The organism is Cupriavidus sp. FW306-1B-F12B (assembly GCF_058781795.1).
Window position 1 is genome coordinate 43,524 of the sequence record NZ_JBYSXC010000017.1, and the last position, 16,922, is coordinate 60,445.

The 16,922-nt window shown below is 68.7% G+C and carries 17 protein-coding genes; 7 read left to right on the forward strand and 10 right to left on the reverse strand.

Going from position 1 to position 16,922, the window contains the following annotated elements; translation table 11 throughout:
* Positions 1 to 7: 7 nt before the first annotated feature.
* The 6 genes from AC3WLE_RS25055 to AC3WLE_RS25080 all read right to left on the reverse strand — a co-directional run bounded on the left by AC3WLE_RS25055 (position 8) and on the right by AC3WLE_RS25080 (position 6,947).
* Positions 8 to 2,203: a TonB-dependent receptor gene (locus AC3WLE_RS25055; protein ID WP_492340223.1), complete on the reverse strand. Its 2,196-nt coding sequence runs from the start codon at positions 2,201 to 2,203 to the stop codon at positions 8 to 10.
* Positions 2,204 to 2,362: 159 nt separating this feature from the next.
* Positions 2,363 to 2,821 (reverse strand): hypothetical protein, encoded by a 459-nt coding sequence (locus tag AC3WLE_RS25060; RefSeq protein ID WP_492320816.1) that lies wholly within the window; start codon positions 2,819 to 2,821, stop codon positions 2,363 to 2,365.
* Positions 2,754 to 4,034: a GTP-binding protein gene (locus AC3WLE_RS25065; protein ID WP_492357227.1), complete on the reverse strand. Its 1,281-nt coding sequence runs from the start codon at positions 4,032 to 4,034 to the stop codon at positions 2,754 to 2,756. Before AC3WLE_RS25065 ends, AC3WLE_RS25060 begins: the two co-directional genes overlap by 68 nt.
* Before the next feature lie 230 nt (positions 4,035 to 4,264).
* Positions 4,265 to 4,684 (reverse strand): RNA polymerase-binding protein DksA, encoded by a 420-nt coding sequence (gene dksA, locus AC3WLE_RS25070; RefSeq protein ID WP_010813282.1) that lies wholly within the window; start codon positions 4,682 to 4,684, stop codon positions 4,265 to 4,267.
* 610 nt (positions 4,685 to 5,294) lie between these two features.
* Complete coding sequence (locus AC3WLE_RS25075) at positions 5,295 to 6,380, reverse strand: CobW family GTP-binding protein (protein ID WP_492352871.1); 1,086 nt, start codon at positions 6,378 to 6,380, stop codon at positions 5,295 to 5,297.
* 30 nt (positions 6,381 to 6,410) lie between these two features.
* Entirely contained in the window at positions 6,411 to 6,947 is a 537-nt protein-coding gene (locus AC3WLE_RS25080; RefSeq protein ID WP_492320734.1) for a Fur family transcriptional regulator, read from the reverse strand.
* A 141-nt stretch (positions 6,948 to 7,088) separates the two neighbouring features.
* Between AC3WLE_RS25080 and AC3WLE_RS25085 the strand changes: the two genes are divergently transcribed.
* From AC3WLE_RS25085 to AC3WLE_RS25105, 5 genes are all read left to right on the forward strand, one after another.
* Positions 7,089 to 7,988, forward strand: a complete 900-nt coding sequence (locus tag AC3WLE_RS25085) for an alpha/beta fold hydrolase (protein ID WP_492357228.1) — start codon at positions 7,089 to 7,091, stop codon at positions 7,986 to 7,988.
* A 293-nt stretch (positions 7,989 to 8,281) separates the two neighbouring features.
* Entirely contained in the window at positions 8,282 to 9,268 is a 987-nt protein-coding gene (locus AC3WLE_RS25090; RefSeq protein ID WP_492320733.1) for a tripartite tricarboxylate transporter substrate-binding protein, read from the forward strand.
* 228 nt (positions 9,269 to 9,496) lie between these two features.
* A complete protein-coding gene (hslV, locus tag AC3WLE_RS25095; protein WP_010813287.1) occupies positions 9,497 to 10,033 on the forward strand; it encodes an ATP-dependent protease subunit HslV in 537 nt (178 codons plus the stop codon).
* Between the two features lie 50 nt (positions 10,034 to 10,083).
* A complete protein-coding gene (gene hslU, locus AC3WLE_RS25100) occupies positions 10,084 to 11,415 on the forward strand; it encodes an ATP-dependent protease ATPase subunit HslU (RefSeq protein WP_492320732.1) in 1,332 nt (443 codons plus the stop codon).
* 336 nt (positions 11,416 to 11,751) lie between these two features.
* Positions 11,752 to 12,045 carry a hypothetical protein gene (locus tag AC3WLE_RS25105; protein WP_436220631.1) on the forward strand — a complete coding sequence of 98 codons (294 nt, stop codon included), beginning with the start codon at positions 11,752 to 11,754 and terminating at the stop codon, positions 12,043 to 12,045.
* 74 nt (positions 12,046 to 12,119) lie between these two features.
* Here the strand turns inward: AC3WLE_RS25105 and AC3WLE_RS25110 are convergent, their stop codons facing one another.
* On the reverse strand, positions 12,120 to 12,731 hold the full coding sequence (locus AC3WLE_RS25110; protein ID WP_011614398.1) for a response regulator transcription factor: 612 nt from the start codon (positions 12,729 to 12,731) through the stop codon (positions 12,120 to 12,122).
* Positions 12,728 to 14,116, reverse strand: a complete 1,389-nt coding sequence (locus AC3WLE_RS25115) for an ATP-binding protein (RefSeq protein WP_492320731.1) — start codon at positions 14,114 to 14,116, stop codon at positions 12,728 to 12,730. Before AC3WLE_RS25115 ends, AC3WLE_RS25110 begins: the two co-directional genes overlap by 4 nt.
* A gap of 176 nt (positions 14,117 to 14,292) precedes the next feature.
* On the opposite strand from AC3WLE_RS25115, the gene AC3WLE_RS25120 reads away from it, so the two are divergent.
* On the forward strand, positions 14,293 to 14,781 hold the full coding sequence (locus AC3WLE_RS25120; protein ID WP_492320730.1) for a copper chaperone PCu(A)C: 489 nt from the start codon (positions 14,293 to 14,295) through the stop codon (positions 14,779 to 14,781).
* A gap of 179 nt (positions 14,782 to 14,960) precedes the next feature.
* Here AC3WLE_RS25120 and AC3WLE_RS25125 read toward each other — a convergent pair whose 3' ends face one another.
* On the reverse strand, positions 14,961 to 15,896 hold the full coding sequence (locus tag AC3WLE_RS25125; RefSeq protein WP_492321150.1) for a LysR family transcriptional regulator: 936 nt from the start codon (positions 15,894 to 15,896) through the stop codon (positions 14,961 to 14,963).
* A 93-nt stretch (positions 15,897 to 15,989) separates the two neighbouring features.
* On the opposite strand from AC3WLE_RS25125, the gene AC3WLE_RS25130 reads away from it, so the two are divergent.
* Positions 15,990 to 16,520 carry a DMT family transporter gene (locus AC3WLE_RS25130; RefSeq protein ID WP_492321151.1) on the forward strand — a complete coding sequence of 177 codons (531 nt, stop codon included), beginning with the start codon at positions 15,990 to 15,992 and terminating at the stop codon, positions 16,518 to 16,520.
* On the opposite strand, the gene AC3WLE_RS25135 is transcribed toward AC3WLE_RS25130, so the two are convergent.
* A complete protein-coding gene (locus AC3WLE_RS25135) occupies positions 16,493 to 16,723 on the reverse strand; it encodes a cysteine-rich CWC family protein (RefSeq protein ID WP_492321152.1) in 231 nt (76 codons plus the stop codon). The genes AC3WLE_RS25130 and AC3WLE_RS25135 overlap by 28 nt on opposite strands.
* Positions 16,724 to 16,922 lie beyond the last annotated feature (199 nt).

Consider the following 16,922-nt stretch of genomic DNA (forward strand, 5'->3'; position numbering starts at 1 on the left):
TGCATCCTCAGAATGACGTCCTGAACCCCACCTTCACACTGCGCCCGGCCAGCGGCGCGATGTCCCGCAGGATCGACGCCGAGTTGCGCGCATCCTGGTTGGTCAGGTTGTCGCCGCGCAGGTACACCAGCGTCTGCGTGCCCGACACCTTGAACTTGTAGGTCAGCGCCAGGCTCAGCAGCGTATAGGCATCGGTCGGCGTGTCGTTGGTCGGCACGCGGGTCTGCTTTGCGGCGTAGGTCACGTCGACGCGCGCGCCCCACGGGCCCGCGCCATACACCAGTGCACCGCCCAGGCGCAGCGGTGCCAGCCGCGGCAGCGGTTCGCCGGTATCGCGGTTCTCGCCGCGCACGTAGTCGGCGCGGGCCTCGAAGTCCAGCGTGTCGCTGGTGGTCAGCATTTTCTGCAGCAAGCGCGTCTTGCCTTCCACCTCGAAGCCGTACAGCGTGGCCGGCACACCCAGGTACTGGAACTCCGGCAGCGCGTCCGGGCTGCCGGCGGCGACCACGTCGCCCGCCTCGTCACGCGTGCGGCCGGTGGCGTTCAGCGCCAGGTAGTTGGCGAAGCGGCTGTAGTAGCCCGACACGGCGGCGCTGTGCGCGCCGGACTTGAAGCGCACGCCCAGGTCGATAGAGGTGGCCCGTTCCTTGTTGGCATTGGGATCGCCCAGCTCCCACGCTCCGGTGGCCACGTGGGGGCCGTTGGCATACAGCTCGTAGAAGGTCGGCGCGCGCTCGGTGTATGACAGGTTGCTGGTCAGCGACCACAGCGGGTTGACCTTGTAGAGCAGGCCGGCCGACGCGCTGGTGGCGTTGAAGCTGCGGCTGGCATCGGTAAAGCGGTCGTTGCCGTTGGCGCTGGCCTTGATGCTGCTGTGGTCCAGGCGCCCGCCCAGGTTCAGCTTGAGGTCGCCGGAAGCGGTCAGCGGCAGTTCCTCGAACACGAACAGCGCGGCGTTATCCGTATTGGTGCTCGGCACGAATGCCTCTTCGCCCAGTGCCGAGAAGTCGGTATGGCCGAACTGCGTGCCGATCACGCCCGTCATGTTGCCGATCTTTGCGTGCCTGGCCTCCAGGCGCGCATCCCAGCCGCGGTTCTTGAAGATCGTGCCGGTCTCGCCGCCCTCGATCTCCTTGTGTTCGTAGTCGGTGTAGCCGAACTTGCCCTTGACCGATTCGAGCCAGCCGGCGGTGTTGCCGGCCAGGTTGCGTGCCTCGCCTTCCAGCGCAAAGCGGTCCTGCCGCATCTTCAGCCGCACGTCGTCCTCGGCGGGCGTGCCGTACTCATTGCGGTAGGCGCTGTAGTTGGCGCCGACGAAGCCATCGGCCCAGGTGTAGGAGCCGCCCATCGCGCCGCCTTCCTGCTGCGCGCTGGTGTTGGGCAGGCGGCCATAGGCTTCGGTCTCGCCTTCGGGCAGTGGATCGGCGGTGCGCAGACGGTCGCTGCGGGCGTAGCCGGGGATGCGCAGGTCGCTGGTCTTGCGCGCGAAGGCGTCGGCGTGGACGGCGAACTTGCCGTTGCCGGCCTCGATCAGCGCGCTGGCGTTGCGCGCCTGGTCGCCGCCCGCGGTGGCGCTGGCATCGACCGCGCCGCCGATGCCTTCGATCGGCTCCTTCGGAATCCGGTTGTCGATCACGTTGACCACGCCGCCGATGGCGTTGCCGCCGTACATCAGCGCCGCCGGGCCGCGCACGACCTCGATGCGCTCGGCCACGAGCGGGTCCACCGGCACGGCGTGGTCGTAGGACAGCGTGGAGGCGTCGACGGTGGTGCCGCCGTTCTGCAGCACCTTGATGCGGTCGCCGTCCAGGCCGCGGATCACCGGCCGGCTGGCATTGGGGCCGAAGTAGCTGGACGAGACCCCGGGCAGTTTGTCGAGCGTGTCGCCCAGCGTGCTGCCCTGGCGCACGGCCAGGGCGTCGCCGCCGAGCGTCGATACTGGCGCCACCATGTCGTTGAGGTCGCTGCCGAGCGGGTTGGCGGTGACCACGACTTCGCGCAGCGTGGTGCCGGCTGGCGCGGTGGCGGTGGCGGTGGCGGTGGCGGTGGCGGGTGCGCTGTCGGCGGCAGGTGCCGTGGCCTGTGCCAGCGCGGCGGGCGCGACGAAGGCGGTGGCCATGGTGGCGGTGAGGGAAGCGGCAAGGGCCGCCAGCGGGGTCAGGCGCGGTGCGCTGGTTGGTACGGTGTAACGATTCTTCGACATGGCGCGCGGAGTGAGGCAATGGCAATCGGCCCGGCTGGCACGGCAGCTGCCCGGCACCGCGCCGGCCACCCGCGATGGGCGTGGCCGCGCAGCCGCAATGGGCAGGCGTTCAGCTCGGAATTGGTCAGGCCGGGTGCGCGGCGAGGGCCGCTTCCCGGATCAGGCGAGGGCGATGGCCGGCGCCGGCGGCGCGCGCGATTGGAAGGGGTGGGTGGCGGGCAGGTCGGGCCAGCGCCAGGCCAGGTTGGCCGGCTTGACCGGCTTGCCAAAGGCAAGCTGCGGCAGCGGCAGCTTGCCGCACAGGGTGTCGGCAACCGTGGCGCCATCGAACAGCACGCACGAGTGGCCGCTGAATTTCTGCGCCAGCGGGTGCGGCTCGGGGTCGTTGGCCGAGGCGGCGTCGGCCGTTGTCACGGAGGCCGACGGCGCAAGCAGGCCGCCATGCACGATGCGGTGGGTCAGCCCGGCGTGCTGCGCCAGCAGCAGGCATAGCGCCAGCCACAGCGCGGACCAGAGGCCCGGGCCATGCGCGCGCAGGCGGGCGAACCAGTCAGTGCGCATGCGGATGGCCGGCGTGGTTGCCGTGGTGGTGGTCGGGATCGCCGCAGCCGCAATCATCGCCATGGCCATCGCCATGGTCATGATCGTGGTCGTCGTCGAAGTCGTCGACCCAGGCGGGGAAGGGATCCGCATAGCCCGCCCAGGCTTCCGCGCCCGCGGCCATCTCGGCATCGGTCAGCAGGCAGGCGTCGAGCCGGGCCTGCAGCGCCGCATGGTCCAGGTCCAGGCCGGTCAGCACCAGTTCCTGGCGGCGGTCGCCGAAGGCTGCCGGGGCACCATCGACCTGCATGTCGGCTTCGACTTCGGCGCGTTCGGCGCTGTCGGCCGGCCATTCCGCCGGATCCAGCGCGGCCCACCAGGCGCCGGCGCCGCCATGGCGGCAGACGCCGCCGGACTGGTTCCAGTCGCCCGCCGTATCCATGCGGCTGGCCAGCCAGAACAGGCCCCTGGAGCGCAGCACGCTGCCGTGCTCGCGCAGCCATTCGGTATGGATCAGGTCGGCGAAGCGCTGCGGGTGGAACGGGCGGCGGCGGCGGTAGACCAGCGTGGAGACGCCGCTGGCGTCGGCAGCCGGCAACTCGCCGCGCAGCGCGGCGAGCCAGCCCGGTGCGTCCGCGGCGGCTTCAAAGTCGAAGCGGCCGGTGCCTTGCACGCGCTCGGGCGCGACCTTGCCGAAGCTGGCTTCGACGATGTCGGCACGCGGGTTCAGCGCCTGCAGCACGGCGTGCAGCCGCGCCAGTTCAGCCGCGCTGGCGAGGTCGGCCTTGTTCAGCACGATCACGTCGCAGCATTCGACCTGCGCCACCAGCACTTCAGCCACGGTCCGGTCATCGTCCGTGGCCGGCGCCAGCCCGCGGTCGGCCAGGAACTCGGCCTCGTTGAGGTCGCGCAGGAAGGTGGCGGCATCGATCACCGTCACCAGCGTGTCGGGTTGCACCGCCGCGTCGGGCCCGGCGCCATGCTCGGCCTCGAACAGGAAGCCTTCGGCAATCGCGAGCGGCTCGTCCAGGCCGTCGGCTTCGATCAGCAGCGTGTCAAAGCGGCCCTCGGCGGCAAGCCGGGCGGCTTCGCCGAGCAGGGCGTCGCCCGCGGGCAGCACCGTGGCCTCGCAACCGGGCGGCAGCGGCGCCGGCGCCTGCCCATGCTGCGGCCCGCAGACCAGCACGGCCAGGCGCCGGCCCGCGCTGTGCGCAAGCAGGTGGTTCAGCAGCGTGGTCTTGCCGGCGCCGGGGAAGCCGGACAGCACGGTGACGGGCAGGCGATCAGCCATGGCAGGAGAGGTGGAAGTGACGAGGGACTACGCAGCCTAGGCGAGGGCGCGTTGTTGCAACAAGGTTGCGAATTTACCAGAAAGGCCGGGGCGGCAACAGCCGGATGATTCTCAATGGTAGGCCGTGGCGACGGCACGACAAGGCGGACGCGGCCCGCCAAAGCAAACGGCCCGGGTAACCGGGCCGTCACGTTACGCCTGCCGCACCGGCCGTGCCGGCGCGTGGCGTATCAGTCGCCGAACAGCTTCTGGCGCAGTTCGCGGCGTTGCTGCGCTTCCAGCGACAGCGTGGCGGTGGGACGGGCCAGCAGGCGCGGCACGCCGATCGGCTCGCCGGTTTCCTCGCACCAGCCGTAGTCGCCGGACTCGATGCGCTGCAGCGACTGCTCCACCTTCTTCAGCAGCTTGCGCTCGCGGTCGCGCGTGCGCAGTTCCAGCGCATGCTCTTCCTCGATGGTGGCACGGTCGGCCGGATCCGGCACGATGACCGTTTCGCGCAGGTGTTCCGTGGTCTGGTCAGCGTTCTTCAGGATTTCGTCGCGCAGCTGCTCAAGACGGTGCTTGAAGAAGGCGAGCTGCGCTTCGTTCATGTAATCCTTGTCGCTCATCTTCAGGATTTCAGCTTCAGTCAGAAGTTTGTTGCTGCTCATGGTTGCTGCTGATTCTCTTGTTGATGCGGCCGGCGGCGTCTGGGTCCGCTCGGGTGCGCTGTCCGCGCGCTTGCGCGCCACGGCTGTTTCACTCTGGCTGGCTGCAGTCTTGCTGCTTCGCGGGCCTCCCTTCGTTGCGCCCGCTTCGGCGTTCGCCGTACTGCCGCGGGGAGCGGGCGCGGCCTTCACAGGCTGCGCCTTGAGCGTCTCTGCCGCTGCAGTACCAGTCTTGCTGCGGCTTTCTTTGGTCTTCGTTGCGGCTGTCATGGGGACACCTCTCTCTCGCGTCAGTCAGTGACGGCGCGCGTCGGGGCACCCCAGGCGGAAAAAGGCGGTCTCCGCACGAAGCACTGCGACCGCACCTGCCGGCGGCCTGCCTCATGCTGACGACAACCGCCGCCCTGCAAGTCCACCAGATCCGATGGACCAAATGCCGGCAGCGGGAAAAAGGTGCGCCACCGGTATCAAATCCGGCCTATTGTACTTGAACAAATTTTTCCGAGATACGGGGAAAACCGGCTGGCGCTTCGGTATTTCCCCGGTACCCCGAACGGGGGGCGGCCGCGGAGCGGGGTTCGAGGGGGCGTCGCCGATGGGGCGACTGGTGCACTCAGGCCAGGCAGTTCTCCAGGCCCTTGAGGATGGCGTCGCGGGGCAGGTCCACGCCGATGAACACCATGCGCGTGCCCGGGGTCTCTTCCTCCCACTTGGCGCCGATGTCGCTGCCCATCAGCTGGTGGACCCCCTGGAACACCACCTTGCGGTCCACACCGTCCATATATAGTACGCCCTTGTAGCGCAGCAGTTTTTCCCCGTATACGGCCAGGATGCCGGACAGGAATTCCTCCAGCTTGCCGTAGTGGAAGGGCTTGTCGCTGCGGAAGACGAACGACGCAATGCGGTCGGTATGGTGGTGGTGATGGTGGTGGTCGTGCGCGTGGCCATGGCCGTGCGCATGGTCGTTCCCGTGGTCATGGCCGCAGTCGTCGCCGCAATGCTCGCCATGCTCATGGTCATGATCGTGGTCATGGTCGTCGGCGCGCAGGAATTCCGGGTCGATCTCCAGCTTGGCGTTCAGGTTGAAGCCGCGCAGGTCGAAGATGGTGTCGATCGGCGCCTCGCCGAAGTTGACCAGGCGGATCGGCGCGCGCGGGTTCATGTGCAGCAGGCGGTGGCGCAGCTCGGCCACGTCGGCTTCGGTCACCAGGTCGGACTTGGTGATGAAGATGGCGTCGGCAAAGCCAACCTGGCGCTGCGCCTCTTCCTGCTTGTCCAGCTGCAGGTGGGCATGCTTGGCGTCGACCAGCGTGATCACCGCGTCGAGCAGGTAGCGCGAGGCGATTTCCTCGTCCATGAAGAAGGTCTGCGCCACCGGGCCCGGGTTGGCCACGCCCGTGGTCTCGATCACCACGCGGTCGAAGTCGATCTCGCCGGCGTCGCGGCGCGTCAGCAGCGTCGACAGCGCCTGCACCAGGTCGCCGCGGATGGTGCAGCAGATGCAGCCGTTGCTCATCTGCACGATCTGCTCGCGGCCGTCCTGCACCAGGATCTCGTTGTCGATGTTCTCTTCGCCGAACTCGTTCTCGATCACGGCGATCTTCATGCCGTGCTGCTCGTTCAGGATGCGCTTGAGCAGGGTGGTCTTGCCGCTGCCGAGAAAGCCGGTCAGGATCGTGACCGGGGTCAGTTTGGACATTGTTGTTCTCCGGGTATGAGAGATTGCCGTTCAGTGCGAAGCGCCGCCTGGCGAGGCGGGCGCACGCTTGCCGCACTCGGCGCAGACGCCGTTCACGGTCAGTTCGACATGTTCGATGGCAAAGCCGCTGGGCACGCGCGGCGCGGCCGGCTGCACCGGTGCGCTGGCATCGTCCAGGCAGAAGGTGCGGTCGCAGCGGGTGCAGTGGAAATGGCTGTGCTGGCGGTGCTCCTGCGCGCGCGCGGCCTCGTGTTCGACCAGGCTGAAGCGGAACACGCGGTCGTTGCCGGCACGCTTCTGCGCCACGCCCTGTTCCACCAGCCAGTCCAGCACGCGGTAGACGGTGACGCGGTCTATGGTCTCGCCCGGTTCGGGCAGGCGGTCGATCACGGCCTGGTGCGTCAGCGCCTCTTCGCTGCCGATCAGGCAGGCCAGGATGCACAGCCGCGGCTGGGTCACGCGCGCGCCCAGCTGGCGCAGGCGCTCGTGGGCGGCTTCCAGGGACTCAGGGGTGGGGATCGCCGGTTCCGGCACAGCGGCCGGCCGGTCCGGACTGGGACGGGTCATGGGCGGATTTAACCATAGGCCCCCGGTTGATGCAATTCAGTTGCGTCAGCAGGCCGAATGGCGAAGCCGGCGCAGCCACGCCGATGAGGCGGTTTGCGCCTATGATCGGCACAGGACGACCCTTAGAAGCGGAGACGACCCATGCTGAATGACGCCAGCGCGCTGCTGTTCCCGAACTTCGAACCCTTCCGGCAGCGTGTCGGCGAGGTCGAGATCGCCGGCGTGCGCGGCGGTTCGGGACCGCCGCTGCTGCTGTTGCACGGGCACCCGCAGAGCCACCTGATCTGGCACCGGGTGGCGCCGGCGCTGGCCGATCACTTCACAGTGATCGCCACCGACCTGCGCGGCTACGGCAGCAGCTCGGCCCCGCCCGGCAATGCCGGCCATGAGCACTACAGCAAGCGCACCATGGCGCAGGACCAGGTGTCGCTGATGACGGCATTCGGTTTCGAGCGCTTTGCGCTGTGCGGCCACGACCGCGGTGCCCGCGTCGCGCACCGGCTGTGCATGGACCACCCGGACACGGTCAGCCGCGCCATGCTGCTGGACATCGCGCCCACGCTGGCGATGTACGAGCGCACCAGCATGGCCTTTGCCGCCGCCTACTGGCACTGGTTCTTCCTGATCCAGCCGGCACCGTTCCCCGAGACGCTGATCAACGCCGAGCCCGATTTCTACATCGAGAAGCTGATGGGCCTGCGCCACGCGGGCCTGACGCCCTTCGCCCCCGACGCCATGGCTGCCTACACCGCGGCGATGCGCGACCCGGCGCGCGTGCATGCCATGTGCGAGGACTACCGCGCCGCCGCCACCATCGACCTGGAGCACGACCGTGCCGACCGCGAGGCTGGGCGCCGGCTGGCGCTGCCGCTGCGCGTGCTGTGGGGCGAGCACGGCGTGGTGGCGCGCTGCTTCGAGCCGCTGGCGCTGTGGCAGGAGGTGGCCACCGACATCAGCGGCCAGGCGCTGCCGTGCGGGCACTACATCCCGGAAGAGGCCGCCGAACCGCTGCTTGAGGAAATGCTCGGTTTCTTCCGTTAGGCCGCACCGGGTGTCACAAACACATGCCTTTGCATCCGATCTCTGCCATATCTTTCCCATTTCCCGCCATATGCGGCTGATTGCAGGCGGGTTAGCCCCTATACCTGCATATTGTCTGTAGTTGCTAACATCAAGGCCCGCCCTTGCCGTTTACGGCAGGGCAGCCGAGCCAGCCGGCATGGTCCAAGAGCGCGGCCACAGCGACCGCGCCAGATGCGCCCCGCACAAGCAGGGGCCGGGCCGGCGGCAACGCATTGCAAGACGGGTATTGAAGGGAACCAGGAGAAGAGAGCATGAAACGAGTGGTAAAGATGGTCGCGGGCGCGCTGGCAGTCAGTGCGCTGGGTGTGGCGACGGGCGCGTACGCGCAGGAATTCCCGGGCGGCAAGCCGGTGTCGGCGGTGGTGCCGTTCTCCGCGGGCGGCCCGACCGACAAGGTCTCGCGCGAACTGACCGCGATCATGTCCAAGCACCTGGGCACGACCATCGTGATCGAAAACCTGGGCGGCGCCGGCGGCACCATCGGCGCCAAGAAGGTGGCCCAGGCCAAGAACGACGGCCACACCCTGCTGATCCACCATATCGGCATGGCCACGGCCCCGGCGCTGTACCGCAACCTGGGCTTCGATCCGCTCAAGGACTTCGAGATGATCGGCGAAATCGCCGACGTGCCGATGATCCTGGTCGGCAACAAGCAGCTGCCGCCGAACACCTTCAAGGACCTGCTGCCGTACATCAAGGCCAACGCCGGCAAGCTGTCGCTGGCCAATGCCGGCATCGGCTCGGCCTCGCACCTGTGCGGCCTGCTGTTCCAGAGCGCGATCCAGACCGAGCTGACCACCGTGCCGTACAAGGGCGCTGCGCCGGCACTGACCGATATCCTGGGCGGCCAGGTCAACCTGCTGTGCGACCAGACCACCAATCTTGCCGGCCATCTCAAGGCCCACTCGGTCAAGCCGTACGCGGCCATGCAGGCACGCCGCGTGGAAGCGTTCAAGGATGTCCCGACCGCGGCCGAGCAGGGCATGCCGGGCGTGGAAGTGAAGGTCTGGCACGCCATGTACGCGCCCAAGGGCACGCCCAAGCCGGTGATCGACAAGCTGTCGGCGGCGCTGCAGAAGGCCGTGGCCGACCCGGCTTTCCGCGCCAAGATGGCCGAGCTGGGCGCCGAAGCGGTGTCGGCGCAGCGCGCCACGCCGGATTCTCTGCGCAACTACCTGAGCGCCGAAATCAACAAGTGGACGCCGGTGATCAGGAAGGCCGGCGTATACGCCGACTGATCAGGCGGTGTGATACATAAGGCGCGCGGGCCCTGGCCCGCGCGTGCCGGACAAGGGCCATGCGGCAACGCATGGCCCTTCTTGTTTTCTGGCGGGGCGTCCGGCAGCCTGCCGGCAGGCATCCTATATTGGGTCAGACCGGGCGGCGCTTCCCGAAGCACGCCACAGGCCTTGAAACCGGCCGGGGGCGTCGCCAACTACGGTCCTGACATATTCACGGAAGCCACCATGGAACAGTATCACGGCACTACCATCGTCAGCGTCCGCCGCGGCAATCAGGTCGCACTCGGCGGTGATGGTCAGGTCACGCTCGGCAATATCGTGATGAAGGGCACCGCGCGCAAGGTGCGCCGCATCTACAACGGCAAGGTCCTGGTCGGGTTTGCCGGCAGCACCGCCGACGCCTTCTCGCTGCTGGACCGCTTCGAGGCCAAGCTGGAAAAGTACCAGGGCAACCTGACCCGTGCCGCGGTCGACCTGGCCAAGGACTGGCGTTCGGACCGCGCCCTGCGCCGGCTGGAAGCCATGCTGATCACCGCCGACCGCGACACCACGCTGGTCATCACCGGCAACGGCGACGTGCTCGACCCCGAGGGCGGCATCGCCGCGATCGGCTCGGGCGGCGCGTACGCGCAGTCTGCCGCCAAGGCGCTGGTCGAGAACACCGAAATGGCCCCCAAGGACGTGGTCGAGAAGGCGCTGACCATTGCCGGCGAGCTCTGCATCTACACCAACACCAACTTCGTCATCGAGACGCTGGAATAAGCGCAGGCCGGCCACCGCGCAGGCCGGCGCGCCCCCACTGAACGGATACCATGTCGCACACCATGACCCCGTCGGAAATCGTTTCCGAACTCGACAAGCACATCATCGGCCAGAACAAGGCCAAGAAGGCCGTGGCGGTGGCGCTGCGCAACCGCTGGCGCCGCCAGCAGGTGGCCGAGCCCCTGCGCCAGGAAATCACTCCCAAGAACATCCTGATGATCGGCCCGACCGGGGTCGGCAAGACCGAGATCGCGCGTCGCCTGGCCAAGCTGGCCGACGCGCCCTTCATCAAGATCGAGGCCACCAAGTTCACCGAGGTGGGCTATGTCGGCCGCGATGTCGACACCATCGTGCGCGACCTGGCCGAGATGGCGATCAAGCAGACGCGCGAGTCCGAGATGAAGAAGGTGCGCACCAAGGCCGAGGACGCGGCCGAGGACCGCCTGCTCGACGTGCTGCTGCCGCCGGCGCGCGATATCGGCTTCGCGCAGCCGGAAGAGAAGGATTCCAACACGCGCCAGGTGTTCCGCAAGAAGCTGCGCGAAGGCTCGCTCGACGACAAGGAAATCGAGCTGGAACTCTCCGCCGGCATGCCGAGCATGGACATCATGGGCCCGCCGGGCATGGAAGACATGACCGAGCAGATCCGCACCATGTTTGCCGGGCTGGGCCAGGGCAAGAAGGCGCGCCGCAAGATGAAGGTCAAGGAAGCCTTCAAGCTGCTGATCGACGAAGAGGCCGCCAAGCTCGTCAATGACGAGGAGCTCAAGCACAAGGCCATTGCCAATGTCGAGCAGAACGGCATCGTGTTCCTGGACGAGATCGACAAGATCGCCAGCCGCAGCGATGTCGGCGGCGGCGAGGTGTCGCGCCAGGGCGTGCAGCGCGACCTGCTGCCGCTGGTGGAAGGCACCACGGTGAACACCAAGTACGGCATGATCAAGACGGACCACATCCTGTTCATTGCTTCGGGCGCGTTCCACCTGTCCAAGCCGAGCGACCTGATTCCCGAGCTGCAGGGCCGCTTCCCGATCCGGGTCGAGCTGGAGTCGCTGTCCGTGCAGGACTTCGAGGCGATCCTGACGCAGACCGATGCCAGCCTGACCAAGCAGTACCAGGCGCTGCTGAACACCGAAGAGGTCAACCTGGTGTTCGCGCCGGACGGTATCCGCCGGCTGGCCGAGATCGCCTTCTCGGTCAACGAGAAGGTCGAGAACATCGGCGCGCGGCGCCTGTACACGGTGATGGAGCGGCTGCTGGAGGACCTGTCTTTCCACGCCACCAGGTCGTCGGGCGAGACTGTGACGATCGATGCGGCATATGTTGACGAGCGGCTTGGGGATCTGGCCGGGAACGAGGATCTGTCGCGTTACGTCCTGTAAAGGGGCCGGGATACGATGCAAGGCGCACCGTGGTGCGCCTTTTTTGTGGGTATTCGGGAGCTCGTGATTTTTGGATGGGTGCCAAGCGCGACACCCAACCGTAATGGCACCAAGCCAAAAACCACCGTGCGCGAAGGCCTCACATGCCCATCACCCGCACGGGACGTATTTCATGTCCATGCGTTTCCACCTGCCACACCCCGGTAACCATCGTAAGCATTGGTAAGCCCGCTGGCGCGCCCCTGCCGGCCGATGCGACCCTTGCGCACCTTGACGGTCGATTGACCGGTGCGGGAGCCACCGCATCCCCATCAACTCACTGGCAGGAGAAATCAGATGGTCAACTACAAGACCCGGCGCGTAGTGCTCGCCACGGGCGGACTGCTGGCCGCACTGGCGGCGGCAACCGCGTTCCTGTGTGTGCGTCCGGCCATTCCGGCTGCCGAAGCCGCGCAATCGGGCACGGTCGGTGCGGCCGCTGCCGCGGCGGCGGCGCTGGCGCTGGACTCGGGCGCGCTGTTCACGCTGGCAGACCGCCATGCCGGCGACGCCATGCGCATCGCACAAGGCAGCACGCCACAGGACAGCGCCGAGGGCCTGGACTGGGACTATGTCCAGCTGCGCCTGTAACCTGGATGGCGCTTGCCATTGGGCATGTGAAAGGCCGCGCACAGGCGCGGCCTTTTCGCTTATCGCCGCGGCAATTACCGCGACACCGGCCGCTTGCCCAGCTTGCGCTGCAAGGTGCGCCGGTGCATGTTCAGCGCCCGTGCCGTGGCGGAGATATTGCCGTCATGCTCGGCCAGCACGCGCTGGATATGCTCCCATTCCAGCCGCGCCACCGACAGCGGCACCGGCTCTTCCAGCGCGGCCTGCGCCGCATCTTCGGACACGCCCGCCATCAGCGCGGTCAGGATCGAATCGACATTGGCCGGCTTGGCCAGGTATTCGTCCGCGCCTTGCTTGACCGCCGCCACCGCGGTGGCGATGCTGGCGTAGCCGGTCAGGATCAGGATGCGTGCGTCCGGCAACGCCTGGCGCAGCGGCGACACCAGCTGCAGCCCCGATTCGGCGGGCACGGTGCTGCCGGCGTCCGGCGGCGGCTCCAGGTGCAGGTCCAGCGTGACATAGGCAAACTCGATGCGTGATGCCAGCGCCAGTGCGGTGCGGCCGTCGTGCGCCACCTGCACGGCATAGCCGCGTCGCGTGAGCGCGCGGGCCAGGGTGCCGGCAAAGACTTCGTCGTCGTCGATGACCAGGAAGGGCGTGCCAGCCGGTGCGGTGGCTTCGGGTACCGGGGTGAGGGTGTCGGTCATGGGGTTCGTGGTGCCGTGGCGGCGGCGGATGCGGAAAGGGTGGACAGCGCGGGCAGGCGCAACTCGGCAACGGTGCCGCCGCCGGCGCGGTCATGCCAGGCCAGCTCGCCGCCCATCTGCCGGGCGGCGCTTTGCGCCAGGTACAGGCCGATGCCCTGGCCGCCGTGCTGGCTGGCCACCGGGGTTTCGCCCAGTTGGCCGCGCAGCATCTCGGGAATGCCGTCGCCGTGGTCGGCGATGCGGAACGACAGCCACGGCGCGGTATTGCCGGGCGCCATGGCGATCTGCAGCTGCAGCGGCTCCTGGCCGCGGCCGGCGGCTTGCTGGCTGCGCGCGGCGTTATCCAGCAGGATGGTCAGGATCTGGCCCACGCGCGCGGTTTCCACCGCCTGCGCGCCGGCGCCCGGCGTGGCGCTGGCCTGCAGGCTGGCGTTGGGGTGGCGCAGCTGCCAGCGCTCGGCAAAGGCCGGCAGCCAGCCGTCGATGCGCTGCGGCGCCAGCGTGGCCGGGTCTTCGCGCAGGCGCGCGAGCGTGGTGCGGCACAGCGCCAGCTGCTGCTCCATGGTCTGCAGGTCGGGCAGGTAGCTGTTGATTGCGGAGGTGCCGCGGCCCGCGTCGGAGGCATCGGCACGCAGCTCGCCGGCGATGACCGCCAGCGTGGCCAGCGGCGTGCCGATCTCATGCGCGACCGCGGCGGCCTGGCCGTTCAGGTCTTCCACGCGCGCCTCGCGCAGCAGCTGCTCGCGTGCCAGGTTCAGCTGCGCCTCGCGCTGGCGCAGCACGCCGGACAGGCGCGCCACGAACAGCGCGATCATCACCGCGCTGGCGACGAAGTTCAGCCACATGCCGGCCAGGTGGTAGTTCACCGCGTTGTCCGGGTTGTGCAGGTCCAGCGGCACATATTCGAACAGCAGCAGCGTGTAGCAGGCGAGCGCGTACAGCGCCAGCGCGATCACCTGGCGCCACGGCAGGATGGCGGCGGCAATGGCCAGCCCCGGCAGGTAGAACGAGACAAAGGGGTTGGTCGCGCCGCCGGTATAGAACAGGATGGCCGACAGCGCGGTCAGGTCCACCAGCAGCTGGCCCATCAGCTCGGCCTCGCCGGGGGCGCTGTTGCGCCGCGTGTGCTGGCGCAGGCGCAGGCCGGTCAGCAGGTTGAACAGCGCCTGCAGGCCGAACACCACCAGCAGCGGCCCGTAGGGCAGGCGGATGCCGGCGATGGGCTCGCAGCTCAGCACGGTCAGCGCCTGTCCCGCCAGCAATGCCCAGCGCAGCCAGAACAGCCGGCGCAGCGTCACCTGGCCATGGCGGGCGGAGGTGCCCGCCGGCAGTGGCGACAGGAAGGGGAGGTCGGGCAAGCGGGTCACGGCTGCGGCGGTGGTCATGGCGCGAGTGTATCAATGCGGCCGCGGGGCACCGGTGCGTGCGACACCTTGCCGCATTGGCGCCGCGCCGGTCGGGCTGCCAGACTAGCCGGCTGTGCGCCGCATGGCGGGGTTGCCTGGGGCATGCACGGGCGGGCATCGCCATGGTCTAATGTTTGCTTTCAGGAGAGCCTTTCATGCAAGCCAAATTCCGCTCGGCCACCCTGGCCGCATCGGTCGCCCTCGCCGCCGCGCTGGCGTCCGGCGCCGCGCTGGCCCAGGTCGATGTCAGCAACGCCTGGGTGCGCGGCACGGTGCCGACCCAGACTGCCTCCGGCGCCTTCATGGTGCTGCACGCGCACGACAACGCGAAGCTGGTCGGCGTGTCGTCGCCGGTGGCCGCGGCCGAGCTGCACGAGATGAAGATGGAAGGCAACGTGATGCGCATGCGCCAGGTCAAGTCGCTGGACCTGCCAATGATGAAGGACGTCGAGCTGAAGCCGGGCGGCTACCACGTGATGCTGATGGACCTGAAGTCGCAGCTCAAGAAGGGCGACACCGTGCCCATCACGCTGAAGATCGAGCAGGGCGGCAAGGTGATCGAGCAGAAGGTCACGGCCGAAGTGCGCGACATGGTGCCCGCTGCCGCCGGCGCGAGCGGCGGCCACGGCGAACACAAGCACTGAGCGCCTGACGGGGCCCGGCCTCGTCCATCCACCCATCCCGCCATCATGGCCAACAAGCAGCACGGCACCCGGCAGAAGCTGGTCTTTCGCGGGGACACGCGCCCCGCCAGGCCACCTGCTGTTCCCGCGCAGCGCCGTGATGCCCAGCCCCCGGCGCCAGCCAAGCCGGGGGGGCGCCGTCAGCCGCGCAAGCTGATCGGCTCTTCCGATTCCTGACTGGCCGCCGCGGCCAGCACGCGCTCGCGCAGCCAGGCGTGGGCGGGATCGGCTTCGGTGCGCTCGTGCCAGATCATGCTGAAGGTGAAGTCGTCGAGCGCAAACGGCGGCGCGAACACGGCGTAGCGCGGGTCCTCTTCCAGCGCGGCCAGGCTGCGCCGCGCCGTGGTCAGCACCAGGTTGGTCCCGGCGATCAGCGCCGGCGCCACGCTCCAGTGCGGCACCACGCAGGCGATCTTGCGCCGTCCGCCCAGCTTGGCCACCGCGGTGTCGATCGCGTCCATGCGTTCGCTGTGCGTGGCCACCAGCACGTGCGAGCGCGCCAGGTAGGCCACCTGGTCGAGCCGGCCGGTGTCGCGCACGGTGGCGGCATCCACCGCGCAGGCATAGCTCTCGCAGAACAGCTCCGCGGATTTCACGCCTTCGGGCTGGTGGGTGAACACGCCCAGCGCCATGTCGATCTCGCCATCGGCGACCTGGGCGGTCATGCCTTCGCGGCTGGCCTGCGACACCACCAGGTCGATATTGGGCGCGGCCTTGCGCACCGCGCGCAGCAGCCGCGGCAGCACCACCAGCGCGCCGTAGTCGGACATGGCCAGGCGGAAGCTGCGCCGCGCGGTGGCTGGCTGGAAGCCGCTCGGCCCCAGCAGGATGCGCACCTGCGCCAGCGCCTCGGCCAGCGGGCCGGACAGCTCATGGGCGCGCGCGCTCAGCACCAGTCCGCCCTTGCCGCGCACCAGGATGGGATCGTCGAGCAGCTGCCGCAGGCGCCCGAGCGCGTGGCTGACCGCCGGCTGGCTCAGGTGCAGCCGCAGCGCGGCGCGGGAGATATGGCGCTCGGCCAGCAGTGCTTCGAGCACCACCAGCAGGTTGAGGTCGATTCCGCGTAGGCTATTCATTCGGCGAATAATAAACGTACGAAAGCAGAATTGGAAATTCGCATTGCGATATTTCAAACTGCTGGCATCGCATCTTGCCCTATGGAGCGCTTCATGTCAGGCACCCAGTTGCCGTTTTCCCTCCCGGTTTCACTCTGGCTGCCGCTTGGCACGGCCGTGCTGGCCGGCGCGGCGATCCCCTTCCAGGCCGGCGCCAACGCCACCCTCGGGCGCACGCTCGGGCATCCGCTGTCGGCCACGCTGGTGTCGCTGCTGGTCAGCCTGGCGGCGCTGTTGCCCGTGCTGTGGCTGATGCGCGTGCCGCTGCCGGCGCCAGCGGCACTGGCGCGTGCGCCTGGCTGGCTCTGGATCGGCGGGGTGCTGGGGGTGTTCTATATTTCGGCCGCGCTGATGATGGCGCCGAAGCTGGGCGCCGCGGGTTTTATCGCCGCGGTGGTGGCGGGCCAGGTGCTGGCGGCGCTGCTGGTGGACCAGTTCGGGCTGGCCGGCTTTGCGGTGCGCGCGCTCACGCCGGCGCGGCTGGCGGGCGCGGCGCTGATCGTGGCGGGGATGCTGGTGATGCAGTGGGGCAGCGCCGCAGGGCCCGGGCCGGCGCCTCAGCCAGCGGCGGAATCTGGTTCCTGAGCCGCTTGCCGGCGCGCTGCCAGGCAGGCCGGACACAGGCAGTGCTGGCCCGGCACGATGCGCCGCGCCGGCAGCAGCGGCTGGCTGGCGCACCAGCACTCGGGCAGCCCCGCCACGTAGCCGCAGACAAAGCCCGCGCCGCAGCGGCTGCAATGTTCGACCGGGCGCAGCTGGCCGGTCAGCACGGTCGAGGCGTCGCTCATGGCAGGTCTCCCGGCGCTGGCGGGAAATCGGGGATCCGGGCTGGCAAGAGGCGGCTGGCGGCGGGCATGATGGTCAAGATGGGGAACGCTGTGCCGCGGCGCAGGCCAAACGGCTGAGTGGTGGCGGCACGTTGTTGCGTGGACGGAACGCGTTGGTGCCCCGTGGGGCGCTTGCAGGCGGTTCGCGGGACCACGTTCG